Raw genomic sequence first — 26,562 nt, 5'->3', positions numbered from 1 at the left:
TAAAATATACTTCAAATTACTTTGAAACAGCTTCCGCCGTTAATTTTTCCGCAACCAATTTTCAGGGGGAGTTTAAGCCTGCGCAGAGATGTCTATATCTTTGGCCGGTTAATCAAATGAATCGGCAGGACGGACTTTTCTTGAAGAAGCCCATGAAGACGGCCCTGGTGACGGGCGGCGCGAAACGTATCGGCAAGGCCATCGTGGAAGACCTCGCGGCAAACGGCTTTGCCGTCGCCATCCATGCAAACGAGTCGGTGGACGAGGCGGAGGCGATCGCCCGCGACCTCGCCCGGCGCGGCGTGACGGCCGCCGCCATACGGTGCGACCTGGCGGACGGGGCGGCGACGGCGCGGCTCATCGAGGCGGCAACCGCCGCCATCGGCCCGCTCGACCTCCTCGTCAACAACGCCTCCCTCTTCAAGCCCGATACGGTGGAGGCCTTCGACGATGCCCTGTGGGACCGGCATTTCGCCGTGCATGTGAAGGCGCCGTCGATCCTCGCCCGCGATTTCGTGCGCCAGTTGCCGGAGGACGCGGCCGGCTCCATCGTCAACATCATCGACCAGCGCGTCTGGAACCCGACGCCGCGCTACTATTCCTACACGCTCTCCAAGTCGGCGCTGTGGATGGCGACGCGCACCATGGCGCAGAGCTTCGCGCCGCGCGTGCGCGTCAACGCCATCGGCCCCGGCCCTTCCCTGCCGAACGAGCGCCAGGACGACGCCGCCTTCCAGGCGCAGGTGGAGGGGCTGATCCTGCGCCGGGGGCCTTCTCTCGATGAATTCGGCCGCACAGTTCGCTTTTTGTTCGACACGCCGTCCATTACCGGGCAAATGATAGCGCTCGACGGCGGGCAGCACCTCGCCTGGGAAACACCCGATGTCGGGGGAATAGCGGAATGAACGGCCGGAAGGTGGAGGATGGCGGCATCCTCTATGACGAGAACGAGACGGACGAGGAGGACGAGCTTCAGGAAAGCCCGGCCGCCGGCCCCGTCACGCCCGGCATCGACTGGAACGAGGGCGGCAAGGTGCCGGAGGGCCTCATCGGCGCCGAGCTGATCCAGCTCTTCGTCAAGCGCCTGCCGAACAGCCCCGGCGTCTACCGCATGTTCAACGCGGCCGGCGACGTGCTCTATGTCGGCAAGGCGCGCAGCCTCAAGAAGCGCGTGACGAACTACGCGCAGGGCCGCGGCCACTCCAACCGCATCACGCAGATGATCCGCCTGACGGCGAACATGGAATTCGTGACGACGCGCACGGAGACCGAGGCGCTGCTGCTGGAGGCGAACCTCATCAAGCGCCTGCGCCCGCGCTTCAACGTGCTCCTGCGCGACGACAAGTCGTTTCCCTATATCCTCGTGACCGGCGACAGCCGGGCGCCGGCGATCTTCAAGCATCGCGGCGCGCGCAGCCGCAAGGGCGACTATTTCGGCCCCTTCGCCTCGGCCGGCGCGGTGGGCCGCACGATCAACTCGCTCCAGCGCGCCTTCCTGCTGCGCACCTGCACCGACAGCGTGTTCGAGACGCGCACGCGCCCGTGCCTGCTCTACCAGATCAAGCGTTGTTCCGGCCCCTGCACCCACGAGATCAGCGATGCGGACTATGCCGAGCTGGTGCAGGAGGCGAAGGACTTCCTTTCCGGCAAGAGCCAGAAGGTGAAGGCGCACATGGCCGAGGCCATGAACGCCGCCGCCGAAGAGCTCGATTTCGAGCGCGCCGCCGTCTACCGCGACCGGCTGGCGGCGCTCTCCCACGTCCAGAGCCACCAGGGCATCAACCCGGCCGGCGTGGAGGAGGCGGACGTCTTCGCCATCCACCACGAGGGGGGCGTGTCCTGCATCCAGGTCTTCTTCTTCCGCACCGGGCAGAACTGGGGCAACCGCGCCTATTTCCCGAAGGCCGACCCGCAGCTTTCGGGCGCCGAGGTGCTGAACGCCTTCCTCGCGCAGTTCTACGACGACAAGCCCTGTCCCCGGCAGATCCTGCTTTCGGAAACGGTGGAGGAGATGGACCTCCTGTCGCAGGCGCTCTCCGAGCGCTCCGGCCACCGGGTCGCGATCTCCGTGCCGCAGCGCGGGGAGAAGAAGGACCTCGTCGACCACGTGGTGGCCAATGCCCGCGAGGCGCACGGGCGCAAGCTCGCCGAGACGGCCTCGCAGTCGCGCCTGCTGGAAGGTTTTGCCGCGACCTTCAAGCTGCCTTACGTGCCGCGCCGCATCGAGATCTACGACAACTCGCACATCATGGGCACCAATGCCGTCGGCGGCATGGTGGTGGCGGGGCCGGAAGGCTTCGTGAAGGGGCAGTACCGCAAGTTCAACATCAGATCGACCGACATCACGCCCGGCGACGACTTCGGCATGATGAAGGAGGTCATGACCCGGCGCTTCTCGCGCCTGATCAAGGAAGAGGGCCTGCCGGACCGCACCGCCGAAAACGGCGCGGAGGCCGCGGACCTGCCCTTCCCCGCCTGGCCGGACGTCATCCTCATCGACGGCGGCCAGGGGCAGATGACGGCGGTGCGCGCCATATTGGAAGAGCTCGGCATCACCGACCAGGTGGTGGCCATCGGCGTCGCCAAGGGCGCGGACCGCGAGGCCGGGCGCGAGCGCTTCTTCATGAAGGGCATGCCGGACTTCTCGCTGCCGCCGCGCGATCCCGTGCTCTACTTCGTGCAGCGCCTGCGCGACGAGGCGCACCGCTTCGCCATCGGCTCGCACCGGGCGCGGCGCAAGAAGGAGCTGGTCAGGAACCCGCTGGACGAGATCGCCGGCATCGGCCCAACCCGAAAGCGCGCCCTGCTCCAGCACTTCGGCACGGCCAAGGCCGTCTCGCGCGCGGCGATGGCGGACCTCATGGCCGTCGACGGCATTTCGGAGAGCGTCGCGCGTCTCGTCTACAACCATTTCCACGAAGACGCGGCGGGATAGCTGGCGCCGGCCCGCCGGCGGATGCTAGGATGCCCGCACCCTTCCCTCACCGACAGCGAGGTTCGATGACCGTCTTCAAGAGAACCATGCCTCTCGCGGGCCTCCTCCTCCTGGCAACGGGCGCCGGCGCGCAGACCCAGGTGGGCAATGCGCAGATGGCGGGCGTGACGGGAAGCTGCGGCAAGCTCGTCGTCGGCGACCGGCAGCTCACGGACGCCTGCTCGGCAAAACTGCTCAACGTCACCTATCCGGACGGGCGCGTCGGCTTCTACTTCGTGCTGACGGACGGACGCATCGTCACCTTCAGCGGCATGGACGGCGACAACCCGACGCCGGACACGGACGTGGTCGATCTCGACAAAGTGATCATGAGCCGCACCGACACGCCGGACCAGCCGGACGTCTTCCAGGCGAGCGGCACCTGCGGCTTCGGCAACCCGATGAAGGGGCCGATGACCATCTCCTGCGAGGGCACGCTGGCCGGCGGAGGCGCGTTTTCCGCGGCTTTCACGACGGACGGCAAGCCGCCGACGTGAGCCCCGCCCCGCGCCTTCCCGCTTTTCCCGCTGCGGCAAACCGGCGCTGGACGGCGCCTTCGCGCGGCGCTCCGTAAATTCGCCAAGAATTGCCGGAAACAAAGGTTGACGGCACCGTCACAAAGACCTCATCTAGCCGCAGACACAGTCGAGACTGAAGAATCCATGGCCTCCCGCGCATACAGCATCCCGAACCTCCTCACCTACGGCCGCATCCTGGCCGTTCCGCTGATCGTTTTCTGCTTCTTCATCGAGGGGCGGCTGGAATCGTCGGACTTCGCGCGCTGGACGGCCTTCGGCCTGTTCGTCGTCGCCTCGATCACCGACTATTTCGACGGCTACCTCGCCCGCATCTGGAACCAGACGTCGAACATCGGCCGCATGCTGGACCCGATCGCCGACAAGCTGCTGGTCGCCTCCGTGCTGCTGCTGATGGCCGCCGACGGCACCATCGCCGGCTGGACGATCTGGGCGGCGATCATCATCCTGTGCCGCGAGATCCTCGTCTCGGGCCTGCGCGAATATCTCGCCGACCTCAAGGTCAGCGTGCCGGTGACGCGCATCGCCAAGTGGAAGACCACGATCCAGATGGTGGCCATCGGCCTGCTGCTCGTCGGCCCCGCCATGGACGGCGTCCCGCCGGGCGCCGGCGAGACCGGCGTCGTCACGGGCATCGGCATCGCCCTGCTGTGGGCAGCCGCGCTCATCACCATGTACACCGGCTACGACTATTTCCGCGCCGGGCTGAAGCACATCGTGGACGAATGAGATGACCAAGCTCGTCTACTTCGCCTGGGTGCGCGAACGGATCGGCAAGGGCGAGGAGGAGATCGACCTGCCCGCCACCGTGAAGACCGGCGGCGACCTCCTCCGGCACCTGAAGACGCTCGGCGAGGACTACGCCCATGCGCTGGAGCACGAGAAGGTCATCCGCATCGCCATCGACCAGGAGCATGTCGAGCACGACGAGCCGATCGCCGGGGCGCGGGAGATCGCCCTCTTCCCGCCGATGACGGGGGGCTGAGCGGTGGCCGGCGCCTCGGCACCGGTCGTCGTGCGCGTGCAGGCGGAGGACTTCGACGCCGCGGCGGAAATGGCGCGGCTCACCGCCGGGCGGACCGACGCGGGCGCCGTCGTCGCCTTCACCGGTCTTTGCCGCGACGAGGGCGGGCGGCTTTCGGCGTTGGAGCTGGAGCATTATCCCGGCATGGCGGAGGCCGAGATCGGCCGCATCTGCCGGCAGGCCGTCGAGCGCTTCTCGCTCCTCGGGCTCGCCGCCATCCACCGCGTCGGGAAAATCGCGCCGGGCGGCAACATCGTGCTCGTCATCGCCGTCGCGCCGCACCGCCACGCCGCCTTCGACGGCGCGTCCTTCGTGATGGATTACTTGAAGACCTCCGCGCCCTTCTGGAAGAAGGAGCACTTCGCCGACGGCAGCGAAGGCGGCTGGGTAGAGGCCAAGGACAGCGACGACCGGGCGCGGGGGAAGTGGTCTTAAGGATTGATGAACGCGGTGCCCATGGGTGGATCCTCGGGTCAGGCCCGAGGATGACGGAGGGGAGGCAAGGTTGCCTGCCTCTTGAACGGTGCGGCATGCGGTGCCGCCGCTTTGGCCGAACATCTCTCTTCTTTCGTCATCCTCGGGCCTGACCCGAGGATCCACCCGCGGGCACGCCGCCTACGGCACCAGGCGTTCCCTCCGGAAGATCACCAGCAGCAGCACGAGCGCGGAGAAGATCACCAGGTCCCGCCACAGGAAATCGCCGTAGGCGCTCCAGAGCGTTTCGGCAAAGCCCATGGCCGCACCGCCGAGGGCGGAGAGGAGCGGCGCCCCCGCCCCGCCGATCGCGGCGATGAACAGCACCTTCACGCCGAAGACGAGGCCCGCGCCGAAATCCATGTTGCCGTAGTAGGAGACGGCGAGGATGCCGGTGAGGCCGGCGACGAGCGCCGCGGCGGCATAGGCGGAGAGGTAGACGCCCGCGGCATCGACGCCGCACAGTTCCGCCGCCATCCGGTCCTCGGACACCGCCCGCCAGCGCCGGCCCCAGGCGGAGCGGATCAGGAAGGCATGGCCGAGGGCGACGATCAGCAGCATGGCGAGCGTGTTCGCCAGTTGCAGCACGGTCAGCGTGACCGGAAAGGCCGGATCGTCCCAGAAGACGACCGGAGCGGCGAGCAGCGGCGGCAGCCAGAGGCTGCGCGTGTCGGAGGCGAGCCGCGCCGTCTCCATCAGCACCAGCACCACGCCGAGGGCGGCGACCACGACCGTGTTGTCCGAGGAGAAGGCGAGCGGACGCATGACATGGCGCCCGACGAGGAGGCCGGCGCCGACGCCGTAGAGGAGCGCCATCGCCGCGCCGAAAGCGAGCGCGGCCGGCAGCACGAGCCAGAGCCCGTTCCAGCCGTAGCCGGAGAACAGCACGAACATCTGCGCGGAAAAGGCGAAGAGCGCGCCGTAGCCGACATCCGCCCGGCGCGTCACGGAAAAGGCGATCGAATAGCCGAAGGCGAGCGCCGCATAGAGCGCCGCGACGGGCACGGCATTGGCGATCTGCTGGAGGAAATAGGCCATGGCGGTTCCGGATGTCGCGGAAATTATAACTGGCAAAAATGCTTTTACCAGTTAGAATATCGCCATGACCTTTTCCTGGACACCGCATCGCTTCTCCGGCGGCGCGCTTGCGCTCGATGTCGCGAACTCCGTGGTGCTGCGCGCCGATCCCGCGCGGCGGATCGACCGCTTCGCCGACCCGGCCGCGATGGACACCTTCCCGGCCGGGGCGAACCGGCATGGGACGGAACGCGCGCTCTTCGGCGCGGTCGAGCCGGTCGCCGCGGATGCGCGCGAGGGACTGGTGGAGCTTCGCGAGGCGATCGACCGGCATTTCCGCGCCGAGGTGCAGGGCGCGGGCACGCCGGCGCTGCTCGCCGACCTGCTGGACGCCATCGCGGCAGTGCTGCGCCGGTCCGGCGCGCGGCCGCAGGCGCTCGACACGGCGACGGCCCGCTCCGCCCTGTCGCTGCTCGCGCGGCCGGAGCCGGAACGGCTGAAGATCTGCCCCAACTGCGGATGGCTCTTCCTCGACCGCAGCCGCAACCGCTCGCGCGCCTGGTGCGACATGGCCGTCTGCGGCAACCGGGCGAAGGCACGCCGCCACTACCGCCGCAACCAGGAGGAGGCACGGCCATGAGGAAGCTCCTATCGGTCCTGCTGCCCTTGGCCCTGCTGCTTTCCGCCTGCCAGCGCGAGGCGGGACCCGATCCGCTGAAGCTGACGGGCAAGCGGTTCGTCTTCAACTATCGCCTGGCCTACGCGACCTACCTCGTGACGCTGGAACAGGCGGAGCCGCTGCCGGAGGGCTCCGTCGTGAAGGCCGCGTTCGAGGACCCGGCGGGCGGCGCGCCCCTGACGCTGGAACGGAAGATCTTCCCCGCCCTGCCGCGCGTGGTGCTGGAGAGCCCGGACGTGACCTGCGTGAAGAAGGGAAGGCCCTACAAGGTCGAAATCGCGGTCGTGGGGCCTGACGGAAGCAGGCTGCAATCGCTGGAGACGGAAGTGACCTCCAGCCTCGACCAGAGCGTCCTGCCGGAAAAGGCGCTCGTCGTCGGCCCCGGCTACGAGAAGAACCCGGAGGTCTTCAAGGACGGCAAGGCGCCGGCGCGTTTCGAGACGGCGAAATGCCCGGCCTGATGCGGGCAACGGAGGGGCGGCGCCAGCAAAAAACCGGAGCCTTGCGGCTCCGCTCAGACTGCTGACAAAGTCCGCCGAACCTCTCCTTCGTCATGGTCGGGCTTGACCCGACCATCCATAAGCCTTTGAAAAGAATGTATCCTCGAGTCAGGCCCGAGGATGACGGAGTGCTTGGAGCAAGGCTTATCAAACAACCTGACCGGAGCCTTGCAGCTCCGGCCAGCGCCGGACAAATCGCTTCAGCCGACGATCTCGGTGCCGGAGAACCAGTAGGCGATTTCCTCGGCGGCGGTTTCCGGGGCGTCGGAGCCGTGGACGGAATTTTCGCCGATGGAAAGCGCGAAGACCTTGCGGATGGTGCCTTCGGCGGCGTTCGCCGGGTTGGTGGCACCCATGACCTCACGGTTCTTGGCGATGGCGTTCTCGCCTTCGAGGACCTGGACGACCGTCGGGCCGGAGGACATGAAGTCGACCAGTTCGCCGAAGAACGGACGGTCCTTGTGAACGGCGTAGAAGCCCTCGGCCTCGCGGCGGCTCATCCAGACGCGCTTGGAAGCAACGACGCGCAGGCCCGCGTCTTCGAGCATCTTGGTGATGGCGCCGGTGAGGTTGCGCTTCGTCGCGTCCGGCTTGATCATCGAAAAGGTGCGTTCAATCGCCATTTTTCCCGTTTCCCTTGGTTTTCCGGTGAAAGTGGCGGTTCCATAGCCGCCAACGCCCCGCAAAACAAGGGGGTGGCGGCGATTGGCGACTTAGGCGGGAAAGTTTCACGCGGCCGTCACACGGTGGCCGACGCCGCCGTGGAGGTCGAGGCAGCGGCGGAACCAGAGGGCGACCGGGTCGTCCTCTTCCAGCACCTTGGTGCCCGCCGTGGTGCGCAGCCATTGCAGCGCGCCGAAGACGATATAGTCGGGGAAGAGCGGCCCCTCGCCGCCGATGAAGGGCTGGACCTTCAGCATGTTGCGCAGCGGCTGGAGCCGCTTGGCGAAGCCCTCGATCTCCGCCTTGCCGGCGGCCGCGATGGTCTCCAGCGGAGCGCCGAGGCGCTCCTCGCGGCTGCGGCGGAAATAGGCCCGGTCCTCGGGGCCGAGCAGGTCGTGGATGTGGAGGATGGCGATGCGGGTGACGGCCATGTGCAGGGTCGACTGCGACCAGTTCTCGATGAAGCGGGCCATCGCCTTGCCGCCCTCCCCGCCGAACAGCGACGGGCGGCCGGGATAGGCCTCGTCGAGATAGAGCGCGATGTCGAAGCTGTCGCGCACCAGCCTTTCGCCGTCGCGCAGCAGCGGCACGGTGGCCGTCGCGCCGCCCTCGATCGCCGGGATTTCCGTAAAGCCGACCGGCACCGTCTCGTAGTCGAGGCCCTTGTGGGCGAGCGACATCACCGTCTTCCAGACATGGGGCGAAAACTGGCGGGCCCTGTCGGCGCCGGCGAGCGCGTAAAGCAATCGGGTCATCGAAGCCTCTTCGTTCGGTTTTCCCGTATTGGAGCGCAGGGCGGCGGACAGCGCAAATCAGATAATTTCATGGATCGCATTCATGCCGGCGATAAGCACCTGGGCTATAGTCGCACGGCCAGCAGGAGATCCGGAATGCTCGACCACTACCGCATGTTCGCCGCCTACAACGCCTGGGCCAACCGCGTGCTCTACGAGGAGGTCGGCAAGCTGGACGATGCCGCCTACCGCAGGGACCTCGGCGCCTTCTTCGGCTCGCTGCACGGCACGCTCAACCACCTGCTCGCGGCCGACCGCATCTGGATGAGGCGCTTCACCGGCGAAGGCGATGCGCCCGTCAGCCTCGATGCGATCCTCCACGAGGACTTCGCGAGCCTCCGGGCGGCGCGGCAGGCGGAGGACGCGCGCATGGCGGCGTTCATCGATTCATTGACGGAAGAGAGGATCCGGGGTGACTTCACCTACAGCCCGCTCACCCGGCCGGCGGCCGTCACCCATTCGCTCGGCACGGCGCTGACCCATGTCTTCAACCACCAGACGCACCACCGCGGCCAGTGCCATGCGATGCTGACGGCGCTCGGCGGGCCGAGCGTCACGCTCGACCTCATCCATTTCGCGCGCAACGAGGGCAAGAACCTCCTGTAAATTTTAGGGTGAGTGGCGTCTTCCGATTCCTGCAACAGTAGTGATACAGTGGTGGGATATGGGAGCGCTCGGCATCGACTTTTGGGGGCGGCCCTGTCCTGTCACCCGGGTGACAGGCGCGGGCGATCGGTGATGGGATAGTCGCTGCCATTGGGGCTGACGCCGAACGGCGCGTGCCTCGCCCGAAGAGAGGAAAAGCAATGGCAAGAACGACCGAAGAGTGGGCAGCCCTGCTCGGCAGTACGCTTTGCAAGATGGCCCGTGTCTACGGCACGGACGCCCCGAACGCCTACCTGCCGGAGGAATGCTATCCGGTGATCGAGAAGACCTTCGACGTGGCGCTGAAGGAGGCGCGCGCCGAAGGCTATGCGGCGGCGCTGCGCGAACTCCAGCAGAGCCGTCCCGCGCGCAGCAAGCCCCCCCAGCGCCTCACGGTCATCGGCCAGGTCATGCGGGTGATTCCGCTGGCGCGGCGCACGGCCTGACGCGGCCCGGCCCGCCGGGGCGGCCCGTACGACGGCCGCTGCCCGGCCGTGCGTTTGCGCATCGTCAACTTTGGTTGAATCCGTGCTTCAGCACACGCAAAATTAACCGCGCAATCCGATAGTTACGCCGACCGATTCATTCAAGCGCGGGCGCACGCCGCCTGCACCTCACCTTACGGCGTTCCATGAGCAGCAAAGCGACCTCCGCCCCCAAAGACATACCGCAAGCCGTTCCTCCGATCATGGCGCGCATCGCCCATGTCATGGCCAGTTTCGGCATCGCCGCGCTGCCGCGCAACTACGAACTGCTGTTCGAGGCGCTGAACGGCAATGCGAGCGTCGCGCGCGAGATCGCCGCGCTCGGCAAGACGCCCGACCAGGCGTCCCTCGATTCGATCGCGCTGCGCCATTCGCTGCCGAGCCACAACGTTCTCGCCGCCGGGCAGGCCGCCGGCGAGGCCGTGCGGGTGCTTTCTGAAATCTCGAAGACGGCGGAGGAGAACCACCGCCAGCGGGCCGTCGCCGTGCAGGAGCTGGAGGAGATCGTCGCCCGCATGAAAAGGGATCCCGTGCTCGGCATCTCCGATTTCGCCAGCGACACCGTGCGCCTTCTTTGCCTGGTCCGCGACATTCTCGGGGCGGACCGGGCGACATCCGCGAAGATCGACGACCTTCAGGCCCATCTCGACGGCCTGCGCTCCGGCCTTACCGTCAGCCGCGAGGCGCTGACCCACGATCCGGTGACGGGCCTTGCCAACCACGCCGCGCTGCTCGGCCGCCTCAGGAGCTTCTTCCAGACGGAGGCGGGCGGCAGGACCTCCGCGCTCCTCCTCTTCCGCGTCGAGCAGCTCAAGGAATTCGCCGAGACGCACCCGGCCGGCGCGGCGGAAAAGACGCTGAAGCGGCTGGCGGCGATCTTCCGCCGCTCGGTGAAGAAGGACGACTTCGTCGCCCGCACGGGCCCCGACCTCTTCTGCCTCCTGCTTTCCGACGTCAGCCGCGAGATCGCCGTCACCATCGCGCGGCGCATCGCGGTGCGCATCGCGGAAAAACCCTTCCCCTTCATGGACCGCGAGCTTCCGGCCGGTTTCCTGACGCTGACCGCCGGCGTTTCCATGAGCGATTCGGCGCGCTCGCCCGCCGCGCTCTACGACCAGGCCGAGCAGGCGCTCGGCTATGCGGCGGAGACGGGCATCGCGCTGCGCATCTATTCGGCCGAGGTGGCCGAGCGGGCGGGCCGCACCTACCGGACGGGCGCTGCGGCCTGAGGGGACGCAAAACCGCTTCGCACTTTCGCTGGAATTGCTCTATAGACCCGGCATGATCACGATTTCCGGCCTCACCGCCCGCGTCGCCGGGCGTCTTCTCATCGACAACGCCTTCGTTTCGCTGCCGAGCGGCACGAAGGCGGGCCTCGTCGGGCGCAACGGCACCGGCAAGTCCACGCTGTTCCGCGTCATCACCGGCGACCTCGCCCCGGAGGCCGGGAGCATCTTTCTGCCGAAGAACGCGCGCATCGGCCAGGTGGCGCAGGAAGCGCCGGGCACGGACGAGCCGCTGATCGAGATCGTGCTTTCCGCCGACAAGGAGCGCGCCAGCCTGCTGAAGGAGGCCGAGACGGCGACCGATCCGCACCGCATCGCCGAAATCCAGACGCGCCTTGCCGACATCGGCTCCCACTCGGCGCAATCGCGCGCCGCGAGCATCCTCGCCGGCCTCGGCTTCGACCACGAGGCGCAGCAGCGTCCGGCGAAGAGCTTTTCCGGCGGCTGGCGCATGCGCGTGGCGCTCGCGGCCGTGCTCTTCTCCGAGCCGGACCTGCTGCTCCTCGACGAGCCGACCAACTACCTCGACCTCGAAGGCACGCTGTGGCTGGAAGACTACGTGAAGCGCTATCCGCACACGGTCATCATCATCAGCCACGACCGCGACCTCCTGAACACCGCCGTCAACGCGATCGTCCACCTCGACCAGCAGAAGCTCACCTTCTACCGCGGCTCCTACGACCAGTTCGAGCGGCAGAAGGCCGAGGCCGACGAATTGCAGATGAAGGCCAAGGCCAAGAACGAGGCCGCGCGCAAGCACCTGCAGAGCTTCATCGACCGCTTCCGCGCCAAGGCGACGAAGGCGCGCCAGGCGCAGAGCCGCATCAAGGCGCTGGAGCGCATGGGCACGGTGGCCGCCGTCGTGGAGACGCAGGTGCAGCCGATCACCTTCCCGGAGCCGGAAAAGCAGCCCGCCTCGCCGATCGTGGCGATCGAGGGCGGCGCGGTCGGCTACGTGCCGGGCAAGCCGATCCTCAGGCACATCAACCTCAGGATCGACAACGACGACCGCATCGCCCTGCTCGGCTCCAACGGCAACGGCAAGTCGACCTTCGCCAAGTTCATCTCCGGCCGGCTGGAGGCGGAGGCGGGCGTCGTCAAGCGCGCGCCGGGGCTGAAGATCGGCTTCTTCGCCCAGCACCAGCTCGACGACCTCGTGCCCGACCAGTCGCCCGTCGAGCACGTGCGCCGGCTGATGCCGGACGCGCCGGAGGCCAAGGTGCGCGCACGCGTCGCGCAGATGGGGCTTGCGACGGAGAAGATGTCGACCGCGGCAAAGGACCTTTCCGGCGGCGAGAAGGCCCGCCTGCTGATGGGCCTTGCCGCCTTCGACGCGCCGAACCTGCTCATCCTCGACGAGCCGACCAACCATCTCGACATCGACAGCCGCCGGGCGCTGATCGAGGCGCTGAACGACTACGACGGCGCCGTCATCCTGATCTCGCACGACCGGCACCTCATCGAGGCGACGGTCGACCGGCTCTGGCTCGTCAACGACGGCACGGTGAAGACCTTCGACGGCGACATGGAGGACTATCGCGGCCTCATCGTCCAGTCCGGCAGGAAGGACGACAAGGACCGGCCCGCTTCCGCCGAGACCAACAAGGCGGAGCTGCGCAAGGCAAACGCCGACCGGCGCGCCCAGCTCGCCCCGCTCCGGAAAAAGATCAACGAAATCGAATCGCTGACGGCGAAACTGCAGAAACAGATTCAAAGTCTCGACACCGAACTGGCGGACCCGGCGCTCTACGAGAAGAGCCCCGCCAAGGCCGCGGAGAAGGCCAAGCTGCGCGCGATGGCGGCCGACAAGCTCAACGAGGCCGAGGAGCAGTGGCTGGAGCTTTCGGCCGAATACGAAGAGGCGATGGCCGGCTGACCGCCGCGCCCCGCCTTCAAGAAACGCACAAAAAACAGGCAGATAGCCGAAGTCCCCGCCTACGACGAAAGTCGTAGGGAACCCCTTCCCGGTTCTTCGCCCCCTCGGCTTGAAACGCCATGGCCGACATGGTTAGCTCCCGCGTGATGACACGAGGGCGGGGAAGAGGACCCCGCTCGCCATTGGGAGGAAACTATGGATCGTCGTTCATTCATCAAGAAGGCCGGTGTCGCCGGCATGGGCGGCGCGGCCGCAACCATGCTGGCCGCACCGGCGATCGCGCAGAGCAACCCGAAGATCACCTGGCGCCTGACCTCGTCGTTCCCGAAGGGCCTCGACACGATCTACGGCGGTGCGGACACCTTCGCAAAATACCTTTCCGAAGCGACCGACGGCAACTTCCAGATCCAGCCCTTCGCCGCCGGCGAACTGGTGCCGGGCCTGCAGGCGGCGGATGCCGTCTCTGCCGGCACGGTCGAGGCCTGCCATACCGTGGCCTATTACTACTGGGGCAAGGACCCGACCTGGGCGCTGGCGGCTGCCGTTCCCTTCGCGCTCAACGCGCGCGGCATGAACGCCTGGCACTATCACGGCGGCGGCATAGACCTGTGCAACGAGTTCTTCGCCACGCAGAACATCGTCGCCTTCCCCGGCGGCAATACCGGCGTGCAGATGGGCGGCTGGTTCCGCAAGGAGATCAAGACCGCCGCCGACCTCCAGGGCCTGAAGTTCCGCATCGGCGGCTTTGCCGGGGCGATCGTCTCCAAGCTCGGCGTCATCCCGCAGCAGATCGCCGGCGGCGAAATCTATCAGGCGCTGGAAAAGGGCACGATCGACGCCGCCGAATGGGTCGGCCCCTATGACGACGAGAAGCTCGGCTTCCAGAAGGTCGCGCCGTACTACTACTATCCCGGCTTCTGGGAAGGCGGGCCGACCGTGCACCTGATGTTCAACAAGGCCAAGTTCGACGAGCTGCCGGAGAACTACAAGTCGCTGGTGCGCACGGCGGCGCAGGCCACCGACGCCAACATGCTGCAGAAATACGACTACCTGAACCCCACCGCGATCAAGAAGCTCGTCGCCTCGGGGGCACAGCTGCGCCCCTTCACGCCGGAGATCCTGACGGCCTGCTTCGAGGCGGCCGAGCAGACCTATGCCGAACTCGAAGGCTCCAACGAGCACTTCAAGAAGATCTGGGGCTCCATCAAGGCGTTCCGCAAGGAATATTTCCTGTGGCAGCAGGTGGCGGAGTACACCAACGACACCTTCATGATGCAATTGCAGCGCGCCGGCAAACTCGGCTGAGTTTGCCTTTGAGCGGCGGGATCCCGGATCCCGCCGCCTTCGTTTCGCCGGAAGAACGAAACCGGGCGCGAAACTCCGGCACCAGACAATCCGTTCAATGAAAACGGAGGGAGGGGAAACTTGGCTCTCGCTTTACGCATCACCGGCGTCATCGACGAACTCAGCCGGCGGGTCGGGGTCATCGCGATCTGGCTCGTGCTGTTCTCGTCGATGGTCGCCGCCTTCAACGCGGTCTTCCGCTATTCCACCGACACGATCCTCTGGCTGGAGCGCAATGTCGGCGGCGTCGGCTTCTTCGAATTCATCCTGAACCTCTACCGCAACAACTCCAACACGCTGTCGGAGTCGCAGTGGTACATGTTCGCCGGCATGGTCATGCTCGGCGGCGCCTGGACGCTGAAGGTCAACGAGCATGTGCGCGTCGACCTGTTCTACGGCTGGGTGAGCGAGCGCACGCGCACCTGGATCGACCTGCTCGGCGGCGTCTTCTTCCTGCTGCCGATGTGCCTGCTGATGATCTATTTCACCTGGCCGTGGTTCGTCGATTCGTGGATCACCAACGAAGGCTCCAACAATGCCGGCGGCCTGCCGCGCTGGCCGGCCAAGCTGATGGTCCCGCTCGGCTTCGCCCTCGTCGGGCTGCAGGGCGTCGCCGAGATCATCAAGTGCGTTCTCGTGCTCACCCACGGATACGTCCGCGAATTCGCCTACGAGAAGCCGCTGCAATGACCGAATTCATCATCCACTACATGGCGCCCATGATGTTCGTGGGCCTGATCTTCTTCATGGTCATCGGTTATCCGGCGGCCTTCTCGCTGGCGGCCGTCGGGCTGTTCTTCGGCCTCTTGGCAATCGAGCTCGGCCTGATCGCGCCGGACTTCCTCGGCAACCTCACCTACCAGCTGTTCTCGGTCCTCTCGAACGACCTGCTGCTCGCCATCCCCTTCTTCACCTTCATGGGCGTGATCCTGGAACGGTGCGGGCTGGCGGAGGACCTGCTCGACGGCTTCGGCCAGCTCTTCGGCGGCGTGCGCGGCGGCCTTTCCTACGCCGTCATCCTCGTCGGCGCGGTGCTCGGCGCCATCACCGGCACGGTCGCCGCCTCCGTCATCGCCATGGGCCTCATCTCGCTGCCCGTCATGACGCGCTACGGCTACAACATCCGCCACGCGACCGGCGTCATCGCGGCCTCCGGCACGATCACCCAGCTCATCCCGCCCTCGCTCGTGCTGATCGTGCTCGCCGACCAGCTCCAGCGCTCGCCGGGCGACATGTATATCGGCGCGACCGGCGCCAGCATCGTGCAGGTGCTGCTCTTCATGGGCTGGGTCTTCATCCTCAGCATCTTGCGCCCGCACTACGTTCCCGCGCTGCCGCCGGAAGCCCGCACGCTGCGCGGCTGGCCGCTCTACTGGAAGTGCATCCGCGGCATGGTGCCGTCGCTGGCGCTGATCTTCGTCGTCCTCGGCACGATCTTCATGGGCCTCGCCACCCCGACGGAGGCGGGCGCCATGGGCGTCGTCGGCGCGATGCTGCTTGCCTGGATGAACAGGCGGCTGACCTGGAAGCTCGTCTACCAGGGCATGGACATGACCATGCGGCTCACCGCCATGGTCGTCTTCATCCTGCTCGGCGCGCGCGTCTTCTCCCTGGTCTTCCAGGGCGTCGGCGGCAGCCACTGGATCGAGGAGATGCTGACCTCGCTGCCGGGCGGGGTCGTCGGCTTCCTGATCTTCATCAACATCTTCATCTTCGTCATCGCCTTCTTCCTCGATTTCTTCGAGATCGCCTTCATCATCGTGCCGCTGATCGCGCCCGCCGCGCAGGCGCTCGGCATCGACCTGATCTGGCTCGGCGTGATGATCTGCGCCAACATGCAGACGAGCTTCATGCATCCGCCCTTCGGCTTCGCATTGTTCTACCTGCGCGGCATCGCGCCGAAGACGGTGCGCACGCGCGACATCTATCTCGGGGCCATTCCCTGGCTGATCCTCCAGCTCATCCTCGTCGGCCTGCTGATCGCCTTCCCGGAGATGGTGACCTTCTTCCTCGACAAGGACGTGGTGCAGGACCTCGACAGCATCCAGATCCTCGTGCCGGGCGCGGAAGGCGGCACCGGGCTCGACAGCGCGCCGAGCTTCGGCCTCGATTCGCCGCCGCAGTTCGGGCAGTAGGCTCCTACCCCGTCGAGACGAAAGACGGCGCCGCTTGCCAGTGGCGCCGTTTGTGCTAGAGGAGACAAATCATCATACAAATGAGGGGGAGAGCCATGCCACCGATCAATCTTGCAATCGTCGGCGTCGGCAAGATCGTCCGCGACCAGCATCTTCCGGCCATCGCGAAGAACGGCGACTACAGGCTGATCGCCGCGGCGAGCCGCCACGGAACGGTCGACGACATCGACAATTTCAAGTCGATCGAGGAGATGCTCGCGGCCGTGCCGGCGATCGAGGCCGTCTCGCTCTGCATGCCGCCGCAATACCGCTACGCGGCCGCCGAGAAGGCGCTTTCGGCCGGAAAGCACGTCTTCCTCGAAAAGCCGCCGGGCGCGACGCTCTCCGAAGTCGCCGACCTGGAGGCGCTCGCCGCCGGGAAGGGGCTTTCGCTCTTCGCCAGCTGGCATTCGCGCTATGCGCCAGCCGTCGAGGCGGCGAAGGACTTCCTCGCCGGCACGACGATCCGCTCCATGCGGGTGATCTGGAAGGAGGACGTGCGCCACTGGCACCCGAACCAGGAATGGATCTGGCAGGCCGGCGGCCTCGGCGTCTTCGATCCGGGCATCAACGCGCTCTCCATCGTCACGCATATCCTGCCGCGCCCGGTCTTCATCACCGCCGCCACGCTGGAATTCCCAGAGAACCGCGACGCGCCGATCGCCGCCTCGATCACCTTCTCCGATGCCGGAGGCCTCGACCTTTCAGCCGAGTTCGACTGGCGGCAGACCGGCAAGCAGAGCTGGGACATCGTGGCCGAGACGGAGGCCGGCGAGATGGTGCTTTCGGAGGGCGGCGCAAAGCTCTCGGTCGACGGCAAACTCGTCCACGCGGAGCCGGAGCAGGAATATCCGATGCTCTACAGGCGCTTCGCCGAGATCATCAAGGCCGGCACATCCGACGTCGACCTCGCCCCCCTGCGCCACGTCGCCGACGCCTTCATGCTGGGACGGCGCAAGTTCGTCGAGGCGTTTCACGATTGAGGGACGCGGCGAGACTGGCGGCAGCTCTGCCCGTCCCTATATGTTGCAGTTGCGCCCCATCAGGCCCGCGCAATGGCGGGCATCGTATGAACATCATTGCCATCAAGTGCGAATATGTTTCTATGGGGCTTACTGAAAGGACATCGGCATGAATGAATCCCTTAGAACGCTCATCGAGGCCGCGCGCAAAGCCCCCCAGACGAAGAGTGATCTGGAAGTTCAACGCCGCAGCTTTGCCTATGGCAATACACATTTCGAAAACGACAGGATAACGCGTGAAATGGTGAACAGGATCGCGGATGAAATGCCGTTCTCCGAGGATGTGAACCTCAACGCGAATCGCGTCGATGAGTGAAGAAGAACGCCGCCATAGTGTAGCGAGCGAAGCGTATCTGATCCAAGACGAACAGCAACGCGCGGAGGCCGAAGCTCGCAACGGTCTGCTCCAATTCGATCATGCATGCAGCATGATCGTAGACGCGATCGAAAAGGGTGAGAGCTGGAAACTTCGCCCTTCCACCATCCTTGCGCTTCACCGTGCCGCCCTTGAAGGCATCAGCAGCTATGCGGGCAACTTTCGTCCGTCGAGCGTCGCCATATCGGGCAGCGAACATAAACCGGTCGACGCCCATCTCGTTCCGGAGCTCATCGAAGACCTTTGCGACTATGTGAACGAGCATTGGAAGGATAGAACCGCTGTTCACCTGGCCTCGTACGTCATGTGGCGGCTTAACTGGATTCATCCCTTCAGTGACGGAAACGGGCGCACTTCACGCATGGTTTCCTATCTCGTTTTGTCGGTGAGACTGGGCATGCTCCTTCCCGGTCGCGATACGATACCGGACCAGATCGTTGACAACCGTCAGCCTTATTTCGATGCCCTCGAAGAGGCTGATCGCGCCTTGGCGAAGGGCGGGATCGATTTGACCAAAATGGAAGAACTGATCGAAAGCATGCTCGCCAAGCAGCTCATGGGCGTGATGGAGACGGCCACGGGGAAGCACTTCGTCCCTTAGATCGAAGACCGCGAATAGACCCCTGCGAGCGGTCCGGCGCATGATCGGCTCACGAAGATCTTTGCTTGCCTCTATGCCTTCTTCACCCATCGCCCGTCGGAATTCTGCTGCCAGTAGGTGAGCTGGTGCCCCTCGCCTTTCAGGCGTTTCCAGTGCGCGCGGGCCCTTTCCACTTCCGCCTGGTCGTAGCCGTCGAACATGAAGATGACGCGCTCGTAGGCGTCGAGCGGCGGCGGCTCGGCGCCGGCGACGAGGAAGCGCACGGTGGCGGCGTTGGGGTTTTCGGGCGACGTGGTGAGCAGCACGGGCTGGTCGGCAGGAAAGGCCTGCTCGTCCGTGCCGTGCGGCAGGAAGCTGTCTTCGCGAAACGTCCAAAGATGCGCATCGAGCGCATCGCGCCGTTCGGCGTCTCCCGCCTGCACGACGACACGCCAGCCGCGCTCCAGGCTCTTGTCGAGGAGCGGCGGCAGCGCGTCCTCGAGCTTGGATTCCGTCAGGTGGTAGAAGAGGACCTCGCTCATGGCCCGTTCTATAGGGGATTTCGCCGCGCGGGTCATCGCCCGTACGGCTCAGAATCCTCTTTCCTTTTCAGGAAAGTTGCAGGATGATCGTCACTCGACCAAGAGGTGCAGATGATGGACATCATGCCGGAAGCATCGCATGCCCTCGGCGCACGGCACATGCAGGGCATCCTCCGCACCGCCAGCCCGGCCGCCCTGTGCCTTGCCGCCGCCCTCCTCTCGACCACGGCCTTCTCCGCCCGGGCGGCGGACGAGCGAAGGCCATGCGACCTGACACCCGATGGCCTGGTCGAGTGCCCCAGGCCGGCACGAGGGTTCGACCCCGCGCCGTTCAACAGGGAAGACATGCCGGAATGGCTTAAGGACGGCGCAGCCCTGGATGGCGAAACGAAAACGCAGGAGAGATAGATGATCGCCGCCTTGACCAGCCTTCCCGGAATGGCCGCGGGCTTCCTGTATCACCTGCTGTACAGCATCTTCTACGGCCTTCTGCCGATCGTCGTGATCGGGCTGGCGATCGGGTTGCTGGCCATCCGCCTCGCGGCGAGGAATGCCGGCATCGTCGACCGCCGGGCCGTGCTGGCCTTCGCCGCCGTCGGCGCGACCACCGGGCTGATGATCGGCTTCTCCCGTTCGCCGATCATTTCCGTCGCCCTGCCCGCCCTGCTGACGCTGGTATCGACCTTTCTCGCCTATCTCTACGCCAAGGAGAAGCCGAGCAAGGAGGCGCAGGAGCGGGGCGAGGCCCTGCTGCGCTCGCTGACGGACAAGAACGAAGCCCAGATGACGGACGCCAGGAAGGAAGCGCTGAACGACATCCTCGGCCGCGTCCAGTTCATTCCCGCGGGCATCCTGGCCCTGGCGCTGGCAAGCGGCGGGGGCATGTTCTTCGGCTCCTCGCTCCGCACCGTCGCGGAGGAGAACGACCGCAAATACGAGGAATGGCGGCTCGCCTACGAAAAGATCCAACTGCCGATCAATGCCGATCTCCTGCGCAGGAAGGCGGGGCTGCCCCTTAAGGGACCGGACGCCGAAAGCGGCAAAGCCGGGACCGAAGAGGCAAAACCGGCGGAATAACGGCGCTTCTCCTCACCCCTCGTAGTTCGCGCGCACCAGTTCGTCGAGCAGCCGCACGCCGAAGCCGGAGGCCCAGGACTGGTTGATCTCGTCGGTCGGCGAGCCCATGGCGGTGCCGGCGATGTCGAGATGGGCCCAGGGCGTGTCCTTGACGAAGCGCTGGAGGAACTGCGCGGCGGTGATCGAGCCGGCATGACGCCCGCCGGTGTTCTTCATGTCGGCGAACTTGCTGTCGATCATCTTGTCGTATTCGCGGCCGAGCGGCATGCGCCACAGGCGCTCGTTGGTGGCAAGGCCGGCGGCGGTGAGGCGCGCGGCGAGCGTGTCGTCGTTGGAGAAGAGGCCCGCATGATGGCTGCCGAGCGCGACCATGATCGCGCCGGTCAGCGTGGCGAGGTTCACCATGAACTGCGGCTTGAAGGTCTCGTTGCAGTACCAGAGCGCGTCGCAGAGCACCAGGCGGCCTTCCGCATCGGTGTTGATGACCTCGATCGTCTGGCCGGACATGGATTTCACGATGTCGCCGGGGCGCTGCGCGTTGCCGTCCGGCATGTTTTCCACAAGGCCGAGGATGCCGACGACGTTCGCCTTCGCCTTGCGCGCGGCGAGCGTGTGCATGAGGCCGATGACGGCGGCGGCCCCGCCCATGTCGCCCTTCATGTCCTCCATGCCCGAGGCCGGCTTGATGGAGATGCCGCCCGTGTCGAAGACGACGCCCTTGCCGATGAAGGCGATCGGGCGGTCCTTCTCCTTGCCGCCCTTCCAGTGCATGACGGCAAGGCGCGGCGGACGCACGGAACCCTGAGCCACGCCGAGGAGGGCCGCCATGCCGAGCCGCTTCATCTCGCGCTCGGTGAGGATGTCCACCTCGACGCCGAGCTTTTCCAGCGCCTTCGCCTTCTCGGCGAACTCGACCGGCCCGAGCGCGTTGGCGGGCTCGTTGACGAGGTTGCGGGCAAGGATCACGCCGTCCGCGATCGCGTCGGAGACGTCGTTCGCCTTCTTCGCCGCGGTCGCGGCGGCGGTGACGACCGTCACCTTCACGCTCTTGCCGTTCCTCGCCTCGTCCTCGTCGTTCTTCTTCGTCTTGTAGGCATCGAAGCTGTAGATGCCGAGCCGCATGCCGAGCGCGAAATCGGCGGCGTTCCTGCCCGTGACGGCGATGCCGGGCGCGTCGAGGTAGACCGTCGCCTTTTCCGCGCGGCCGAGCCTGGCGGCGGCCGCGCCGCCCGCCTTCAGCCAGTCGTGGGCGGTCAGCTTGTCCGCCTCGCCGAGGCCGAGCACGAGGATGCGGTCGACCGGCGCGCCGTGCGGCGCCAGCACGTCGAGGCTCTTCAAGGCCTTGCCCGTGAACTTCGCGACGCCCGCGGCGCGGTTCACGATGCCTTCCGGATCGACCTCGCCGAGCCCTGCCGCCTGCCCGTCGGCAATCTGGAGGAGGACCGCAAGACCGCCCGAAACACGCGCCGTCCTTGCGAATCCGATGTCTAACCTGGAAGCCATGATTTACTCCGCATATGGGCCGCACGACCCTTCGTCCAGCCGCTAGTCGCACCAATTCCTTGTCGCTTTTGCGGCGCTTGGCAAGATGCGCCGGCTTGTTTAGAGATCGTTAGCCATGCTTGTTCGTCATAAATTTTCCATCCGGGCGGAGACTCTCCGCTATGGCGTCAGCCTCAAGAAAGCTTATATGCCCATGGCAGTTCCGATGGGCGTGGTGACACCAAGCCGGAGCCGCCTGTCGGAAACACGGACCGAACGATGAAACTGATCGAGCGCTATATCCTGCGGCGGGCGTCGCTCATGTTCGTGGCCACGCTCCTGCCCCTGCTCGGCATCGTCTGGGTCACGCAGGCGCTCGGCAGCATCAACCTCGTCACCGACAGCGGCCAGTCGATCTTCGCCTTCCTGAGGCTCGCGACGCTGATCCTGCCCTCCGTCATCCCGATCATCCTGCCCTTCGCGCTCGTCATCGGCGTGTCGCAGACTTTGACGGTGATGAATTCCGATTCGGAGCTGACGGTGCTGAACTCGGCGGGCAGCTCGCGCGCGACGATCATCCGGCCGATCATGATCCTCGCCGTGGCGATGAGCCTCGTCTCCTTCGCCGTCGACAACTTCATCGAGCCCTATTCCCGCATGGCGGTGCGCAAGATGATCGCGACGGCGCATGCCGACATGCTCTCCTCCGTGGTGCAGGAGAACACCTTCCGCAAGATCACCGACGGCCTCTACGTGCAGGTGGCCGAGCGGCGCAACAACGGCGTGCTGCACGGGCTCTTCGTCGCCGATACGCGCGATCCGCGCTTCGAGATGGTCTATTATGCCCGCGAGGGCGCGGTAGACGAGCACTCCTCGGCGCTGGTGATGAAGGACGGCGAGGTGCACCGCAAGCTGCCCGACGGCAACGTCTCCATCATCAAGTTCGATTCCTACGCCTTCGACCTTGCCGACCTGACCCAGAGCACCGGCACCTCGAACGTGCGCGCCAAGGACCGCGACCTGCCGTACCTCTTCAATCCGGATCCGGACGACCCGCAATACAAGAACAATCCGGGCTCCTTCACCGCCGAGCTGCACCGCCGCTTCACCGAATGGCTGTTTCCCGCGGTCTTCGGCCTGATCGCCCTCGTCGTCAGCGGCGACGCGCGCTCGCACCGCGAGGCGCGCATGCATCCGATGATCACCGCGCTGCTGACGGCGCTCTTCGTGCGCTGGGCGAGCTTCTATGCGTCCAACAGCGCCGAGGATTCGCTCTATTTCGTACCGATCATGTATCTCATCCCGATCGTCACGGCGGGGCTGGCGATCCGTTACCTCGCGCGCAACAAGAGCCTGGAGATCCCCGCGACGCTCGGCGAGCGCGTCACGGAACTGCGCGACAGGCTGCTGGCGCGCCTGACGAGGGCCGGCTCGCCCTCCGCCGGCGGAGGCGGCAATCCATGATCCGCACGCTCGGCCTCTACTTCTTCCGCCGCTACATCATGACCACGGTGTGGTTCCTGCTCGGCATCTTCTCGCTGATCTTCATCATCGACTTCAGCGAAATGTCGAATCGCGTCGGCGCGCTGCCGGGCTACACGCTCTCCACCGGCCTTCTCGTGACGGCGCTGCGCATTCCGATGATCCTGATGCAGACGATCCCCTTCGTGGCGCTGTTTGCCGGCATGGCCGCCCTCATTTCGCTCAACCGGCGCTACGAGCTGGTCGTGACGCGGGCCGCGGGCATCTCCGTCTGGCAGTTCCTGCGCCCCTTCGTCGCCGGCGCGTTCCTGTTCGGCGTGTTCGCGGTGCTGACGCTCAATCCGCTTGCGGCCTGGGGCAGCAAGAAGGCGCAGGAGTTCGAGGCCTCCTGGGGCGCGACCAACGCCGCGCGCGGCGAGAACGCCGTTCCGTGGCTGCGCCAGATCTACGGAAACGACGAGGCGATCATCGGCGCGAAGGCGGTCCTCGACAACGGAACGCGGCTGCTGAACGTCTCCGTCATCCACTTCGATTCCGACAGCCGCATCGTGCTGCGGCAGGACGCCGACTCGGCCACTTTGGAAGATGGTTACTGGCTTCTTAAGAACGTGCACGAGACGCGGAGCGGCGAACTGCCGGTCCGTCTCGCCGAGGTACAGCTTCGTACCAACCTGAAACAGGAATTCGTTCAGGAAAGCCTCGAAAAGCCTGAAAGCATTGCCTTTTTCGACCTTGACCGGAAGATCGAGGCGGCAAAATCCTTCGGCTTCCCGACAAATGCGATGGAAACGCAGTTCCATTCGCTGCTTTCGCTGCCGCTGCTCCTGGTTGCGATGACGCTGATCGCCGCCTGTGTATCGTTAAAATTTAGTCGGTTTAATCAATCGCGTGCGGTGATTCTGGGTGGAATCCTTTCGGGCTTCATGCTTTATGTCGTCACCGTGCTTGTGAAGGCATTCGGAAGCAGCGGTGTTGTTCCTCCGTTCGTTGCGGCCTGGCTCCCAGTGGTCGTCGCAATGTCCTTGGGTGCGACGATTCTTCTGCATCAGGAGGACGGATAGTGGCGGCAGGCGACCGCAAAACGAATCGGTGGTTGAAAGCCGCCCTGCTTGCAGGTGCGGCCACGTGTGCCCTCGTGTCCGCTTCCGCCCTTCCCGCCCGCGCCCAGACCTCGGACATCGCGGCGATGCAGCCCGACATTCCCGAGGGCAGCAAGCTGCTGCTCGCCGCCAACGAGCTCGTCTACAACAACGACAACGAAACGGTCGTCGCCCGCGGCGCCGTGCAGATCAACTATGCCGGCTACAAGCTCGTCGCCCGCGAGGTCGTATACGACCAGAAGACGGGCCGGCTGAAGGCGCGCGGCAACATCGAGCTCATCGAGCCGACCGGCAACCGCCTCTACGGCGACGAGATGGACCTGTCGGACGACTTCGCCAACGGTTTCGTCAACGCGCTGCGCATCGAGACCACCGACCTCACCAAGCTGGCGGCGACCAGCGGCGAGCGCGTCAACGGCGAGGAGATGATCCTCAACCACGCCGTCTACACCGCCTGTACGCCCTGCGCCACGAACCCGACCCATCGCGGCCTGTGGGAAGTCAAGGCCGAGCGCGTCGTGCAGAACGGCCGCACGCACACCATCCGCCTCGAACGCGCCCGCTTCGAGATGTTCGGCAGGCCGATCGCCTATATCCCGGTGCTCGAGGTGCCGGACCACACCGTCAAGCGCAAGACCGGCTTCCTCTTCCCGCAGTTCCGCTACGCGCAGAAGCTCGGCTTCGGCGTGACGACGCCCTACTACATCGCGATCGCGCCCGACATGGACGCGACGCTCTCGCCGACCGTGCTGACCAAGCAGGGCTTCCTGATGGAAGCGGAGTTCCGCAAGCGCTTCCACAACGGCCAGGTGACGCTGCGCGCCGCCGGCATCAAGCAGATGAACGCCGACAGCTTCACGGCCGACACGAGCGACTGGGAAGAGGACGGCCTGCGCGGCATGGTCGCCTCCACCGGCCATTTCCAGATCAACCCGCGCTGGGCGTTCGGCTGGAACGTCATGGCGCAGAGCGACAACAACTTCTCGCGCACCTACGAGATCAGGGATTTCGACAGCGATACCTTCGTGAACCAGGGCTACCTGTCGGGTCTCGGCCGCCGCAACAGCTTCGACCTGCGCGCCTTCTACTTCGACGTCCAGGACGCCGACCCGCAGGACCAGGCGGAGCGCAAGCAGGCGATCGCCCAGACGCTCGACCACGAATATATCGTGCCGGAACCGGTGCTCGGCGGCGAGCTCAGCGTCACGACGAACATCACCAACATCGACCGCGACCTCGCCGACATCTACTCGGTGCAGGGACGTGACCGCTTCCGCGGCCTGGAGGGCGGCTCGACCCGGCTGACCAGCGAAATGGAATGGAAGCGCCAGTTCATTGTTCCGGGCGGCCTGGTGCTGACGCCGCTTCTCGCCGCGCGCGGCGACATCTACCGCCTCGACATGCGCCCGCCGGGCGCCAGCTACGGCGGCGCGTTCGAATCCGGCGACAGCGCGACCCGCTCGATGCTGACGGCGGGCCTGGAAGCACGCTACCCGATCCTCGCGACGACGGACTACAGCACGCACCTCTTCGAACCGATCGCGCAGATCTACGTGCGTCCCGACGAGGACCTTGCCGGCGGCCTGCCGAACGAGGACGCCCAGAGCTTCGTCTTCGACGCCACCAATCTCTTCGAGCGTGACAAGTTCTCGGGCTTCGACCGGGTCGAAGGCGGCACGCGCGCCAATCTCGGCCTGCGCTATACCGGCACCTTCGACAACGGCGTGCTGCTGCGCAGCATCGTCGGCCAGTCCTTCCACCTCGGCGGGGTGAACTCCTTCGCCACGCCGGACCTCGTCAATGCGGGCGCGAATTCGGGCCTGGAAACGGACGCCTCCGACTATGTCGGCATGGCCGGCATTGACCTGCCGAACGGCATCTCCTTCTCCACCAGCGCGCGGCTCGACAAGGACAATTTCTCGCTGCGCCGCTCGGACACGTCGCTGCGCTTCGACGGCGCGCGCTTCGAGACCGAGATCACCTACACGCGCATCGCCGCGCAGCCGCTCTACGGCCTGCCGGATACCGCAAGCGAGGTCCAGGGCGCGGCGGCGTTCAAGTTCCACGACTACTGGTCGGTCTTCGGCTCCGTCACCTACGACATCGGCAACCACATCGTCTCGCGCAACGGCATCGGCCTGTCCTACGACGACCGCGATACGGTCTTCTCGATCGTCTACGAGCAGACCCGCGACAAATCGAGCAGCGTGGCCAACGACTGGTCGATCGGCGCGCGCCTGATGTTCCGCACGATCGGCGACATCCAGGTCGGCGACACCACGCTCGCCGGCTTCTAAGAGGCCGGCAGGCTGCTCTTGTCATCGTTTGGCCGCATGTATTATGCACATCCGGGAAAAGCGTTTCCTGCCGGCGCCCTGCGCCTGTATGATGCCGCGCGGCAGGCGGGGACGCGAAATGGGTTTGGAAAAG

The 26,562-nt window shown here is 65.8% G+C and carries 28 protein-coding genes; 23 read left to right on the top strand and 5 right to left on the bottom strand.

All coding sequences use genetic code 11. The annotated features are described in order from the left end of the window. Window positions 1-152 precede the first annotated feature (152 nt). From ACIIOY_RS13680 to ACIIOY_RS13655, 6 genes are all read left to right on the top strand, one after another. Window positions 153-905 carry an SDR family oxidoreductase gene (locus ACIIOY_RS13680; protein WP_411035232.1) on the top strand — a complete coding sequence of 251 codons (753 nt, stop codon included), beginning with the start codon at window positions 153-155 and terminating at the stop codon, window positions 903-905. Then, on the top strand, window positions 902-2,935 hold the full coding sequence (gene uvrC / locus ACIIOY_RS13675; RefSeq protein WP_411035231.1) for an excinuclease ABC subunit UvrC: 2,034 nt from the start codon (window positions 902-904) through the stop codon (window positions 2,933-2,935). Before ACIIOY_RS13680 ends, uvrC begins: the two co-directional genes overlap by 4 nt. Window positions 2,936-3,000: 65 nt before the next feature. Beyond that, the gene (locus tag ACIIOY_RS13670) at window positions 3,001-3,471 is read left to right on the top strand and encodes a hypothetical protein (protein WP_411035230.1); all 471 of its coding nucleotides are present in this window, start codon (window positions 3,001-3,003) and stop codon (window positions 3,469-3,471) included. A gap of 165 nt (window positions 3,472-3,636) precedes the next feature. Then, window positions 3,637-4,239: a CDP-diacylglycerol--glycerol-3-phosphate 3-phosphatidyltransferase gene (gene pgsA, locus ACIIOY_RS13665; RefSeq protein ID WP_411035229.1), complete on the top strand. Its 603-nt coding sequence runs from the start codon at window positions 3,637-3,639 to the stop codon at window positions 4,237-4,239. Window position 4,240: 1 nt separating this feature from the next. Then, entirely contained in the window at window positions 4,241-4,495 is a 255-nt protein-coding gene (moaD, locus tag ACIIOY_RS13660; protein ID WP_411035228.1) for a molybdopterin converting factor subunit 1, read from the top strand. A 3-nt stretch (window positions 4,496-4,498) separates the two neighbouring features. Continuing rightward, a complete protein-coding gene (locus tag ACIIOY_RS13655) occupies window positions 4,499-4,969 on the top strand; it encodes a molybdenum cofactor biosynthesis protein MoaE (protein WP_411035227.1) in 471 nt (156 codons plus the stop codon). 180 nt (window positions 4,970-5,149) lie between these two features. On the opposite strand, the gene ACIIOY_RS13650 is transcribed toward ACIIOY_RS13655, so the two are convergent. Continuing rightward, window positions 5,150-6,046, bottom strand: coding sequence for a branched-chain amino acid ABC transporter permease (locus ACIIOY_RS13650; protein ID WP_411035226.1), 897 nt, complete (start codon window positions 6,044-6,046; stop codon window positions 5,150-5,152). A gap of 64 nt (window positions 6,047-6,110) precedes the next feature. Between ACIIOY_RS13650 and ACIIOY_RS13645 the strand changes: the two genes are divergently transcribed. Both ACIIOY_RS13645 and ACIIOY_RS13640 read left to right on the top strand, forming a co-directional pair. Further along, window positions 6,111-6,665, top strand: a complete 555-nt coding sequence (locus ACIIOY_RS13645) for a CGNR zinc finger domain-containing protein (RefSeq protein ID WP_411035225.1) — start codon at window positions 6,111-6,113, stop codon at window positions 6,663-6,665. Then, a complete protein-coding gene (locus ACIIOY_RS13640; protein ID WP_411035224.1) occupies window positions 6,662-7,165 on the top strand; it encodes a hypothetical protein in 504 nt (167 codons plus the stop codon). Before ACIIOY_RS13645 ends, ACIIOY_RS13640 begins: the two co-directional genes overlap by 4 nt. Window positions 7,166-7,404: 239 nt before the next feature. On the opposite strand, the gene ndk is transcribed toward ACIIOY_RS13640, so the two are convergent. Together ndk and ACIIOY_RS13630 are read right to left on the bottom strand one after the other, a co-directional pair. Further along, a complete protein-coding gene (ndk, locus tag ACIIOY_RS13635; RefSeq protein WP_411035223.1) occupies window positions 7,405-7,827 on the bottom strand; it encodes a nucleoside-diphosphate kinase in 423 nt (140 codons plus the stop codon). A gap of 105 nt (window positions 7,828-7,932) precedes the next feature. Continuing rightward, window positions 7,933-8,622 (bottom strand): glutathione S-transferase family protein, encoded by a 690-nt coding sequence (locus ACIIOY_RS13630; RefSeq protein WP_411035222.1) that lies wholly within the window; start codon window positions 8,620-8,622, stop codon window positions 7,933-7,935. A 135-nt stretch (window positions 8,623-8,757) separates the two neighbouring features. Between ACIIOY_RS13630 and ACIIOY_RS13625 the strand changes: the two genes are divergently transcribed. The 10 genes from ACIIOY_RS13625 to ACIIOY_RS13580 all read left to right on the top strand — a co-directional run bounded on the left by ACIIOY_RS13625 (window position 8,758) and on the right by ACIIOY_RS13580 (window position 18,470). Next, on the top strand, window positions 8,758-9,267 hold the full coding sequence (locus ACIIOY_RS13625; RefSeq protein WP_411035221.1) for a DinB family protein: 510 nt from the start codon (window positions 8,758-8,760) through the stop codon (window positions 9,265-9,267). A 200-nt stretch (window positions 9,268-9,467) separates the two neighbouring features. After that, window positions 9,468-9,752: a hypothetical protein gene (locus ACIIOY_RS13620; RefSeq protein ID WP_411035220.1), complete on the top strand. Its 285-nt coding sequence runs from the start codon at window positions 9,468-9,470 to the stop codon at window positions 9,750-9,752. A 185-nt stretch (window positions 9,753-9,937) separates the two neighbouring features. Continuing rightward, window positions 9,938-11,020, top strand: a complete 1,083-nt coding sequence (locus ACIIOY_RS13615; protein WP_411035219.1) for a sensor domain-containing diguanylate cyclase — start codon at window positions 9,938-9,940, stop codon at window positions 11,018-11,020. Window positions 11,021-11,072: 52 nt separating this feature from the next. Next, window positions 11,073-12,953: an ABC-F family ATP-binding cassette domain-containing protein gene (locus tag ACIIOY_RS13610; RefSeq protein WP_411035218.1), complete on the top strand. Its 1,881-nt coding sequence runs from the start codon at window positions 11,073-11,075 to the stop codon at window positions 12,951-12,953. 195 nt (window positions 12,954-13,148) lie between these two features. Then, a complete protein-coding gene (locus ACIIOY_RS13605) occupies window positions 13,149-14,258 on the top strand; it encodes a TRAP transporter substrate-binding protein (RefSeq protein ID WP_411035217.1) in 1,110 nt (369 codons plus the stop codon). Between the two features lie 120 nt (window positions 14,259-14,378). Beyond that, window positions 14,379-14,987: a TRAP transporter small permease subunit gene (locus tag ACIIOY_RS13600; protein ID WP_411035216.1), complete on the top strand. Its 609-nt coding sequence runs from the start codon at window positions 14,379-14,381 to the stop codon at window positions 14,985-14,987. Continuing rightward, window positions 14,984-16,432, top strand: a complete 1,449-nt coding sequence (locus ACIIOY_RS13595; protein WP_411035215.1) for a TRAP transporter large permease — start codon at window positions 14,984-14,986, stop codon at window positions 16,430-16,432. Before ACIIOY_RS13600 ends, ACIIOY_RS13595 begins: the two co-directional genes overlap by 4 nt. Before the next feature lie 95 nt (window positions 16,433-16,527). Next, on the top strand, window positions 16,528-17,454 hold the full coding sequence (locus tag ACIIOY_RS13590) for a Gfo/Idh/MocA family protein (protein ID WP_411035214.1): 927 nt from the start codon (window positions 16,528-16,530) through the stop codon (window positions 17,452-17,454). Window positions 17,455-17,602: 148 nt separating this feature from the next. Then, window positions 17,603-17,809, top strand: a complete 207-nt coding sequence (locus ACIIOY_RS13585; RefSeq protein ID WP_411035213.1) for a hypothetical protein — start codon at window positions 17,603-17,605, stop codon at window positions 17,807-17,809. After that, window positions 17,802-18,470: a Fic family protein gene (locus ACIIOY_RS13580; protein ID WP_411035212.1), complete on the top strand. Its 669-nt coding sequence runs from the start codon at window positions 17,802-17,804 to the stop codon at window positions 18,468-18,470. The genes ACIIOY_RS13585 and ACIIOY_RS13580 overlap by 8 nt, the downstream gene beginning before the upstream one ends. A 71-nt stretch (window positions 18,471-18,541) precedes the next feature. Here ACIIOY_RS13580 and ACIIOY_RS13575 read toward each other — a convergent pair whose 3' ends face one another. Continuing rightward, complete coding sequence (locus ACIIOY_RS13575; RefSeq protein ID WP_411035211.1) at window positions 18,542-18,991, bottom strand: DNA polymerase III subunit chi; 450 nt, start codon at window positions 18,989-18,991, stop codon at window positions 18,542-18,544. Between the two features lie 111 nt (window positions 18,992-19,102). On the opposite strand from ACIIOY_RS13575, the gene ACIIOY_RS13570 reads away from it, so the two are divergent. Together ACIIOY_RS13570 and ACIIOY_RS13565 are read left to right on the top strand one after the other, a co-directional pair. Further along, a complete protein-coding gene (locus tag ACIIOY_RS13570) occupies window positions 19,103-19,399 on the top strand; it encodes a hypothetical protein (RefSeq protein WP_411035210.1) in 297 nt (98 codons plus the stop codon). After that, window positions 19,400-20,068, top strand: a complete 669-nt coding sequence (locus ACIIOY_RS13565) for a hypothetical protein (RefSeq protein ID WP_411035209.1) — start codon at window positions 19,400-19,402, stop codon at window positions 20,066-20,068. Window positions 20,069-20,080: 12 nt separating this feature from the next. On the opposite strand, the gene ACIIOY_RS13560 is transcribed toward ACIIOY_RS13565, so the two are convergent. Beyond that, on the bottom strand, window positions 20,081-21,571 hold the full coding sequence (locus ACIIOY_RS13560; protein ID WP_411035208.1) for a leucyl aminopeptidase: 1,491 nt from the start codon (window positions 21,569-21,571) through the stop codon (window positions 20,081-20,083). Between the two features lie 258 nt (window positions 21,572-21,829). On the opposite strand from ACIIOY_RS13560, the gene lptF reads away from it, so the two are divergent. The 3 genes from lptF to ACIIOY_RS13545 are packed head-to-tail and all read left to right on the top strand — an operon-like array spanning window position 21,830 to window position 26,429. Beyond that, window positions 21,830-23,014, top strand: a complete 1,185-nt coding sequence (gene lptF, locus ACIIOY_RS13555; RefSeq protein ID WP_411035207.1) for an LPS export ABC transporter permease LptF — start codon at window positions 21,830-21,832, stop codon at window positions 23,012-23,014. Beyond that, a complete protein-coding gene (gene lptG, locus ACIIOY_RS13550; RefSeq protein ID WP_411035206.1) occupies window positions 23,011-24,093 on the top strand; it encodes an LPS export ABC transporter permease LptG in 1,083 nt (360 codons plus the stop codon). The genes lptF and lptG overlap by 4 nt, the downstream gene beginning before the upstream one ends. Then, on the top strand, window positions 24,093-26,429 hold the full coding sequence (locus ACIIOY_RS13545) for an LPS-assembly protein LptD (RefSeq protein ID WP_411035205.1): 2,337 nt from the start codon (window positions 24,093-24,095) through the stop codon (window positions 26,427-26,429). Before lptG ends, ACIIOY_RS13545 begins: the two co-directional genes overlap by 1 nt. The last annotated feature ends 133 nt before the right edge of the window (window positions 26,430-26,562 follow it).

The sequence above is a fragment of the Shinella agrisoli genome (assembly GCF_046557955.1).
Lineage (GTDB): Bacteria > Pseudomonadota > Alphaproteobacteria > Rhizobiales > Rhizobiaceae > Shinella.
The sequence above is the reverse complement of the archived record's forward strand: the minus strand, read 5'-3'. Positions and strand labels throughout refer to the sequence as shown.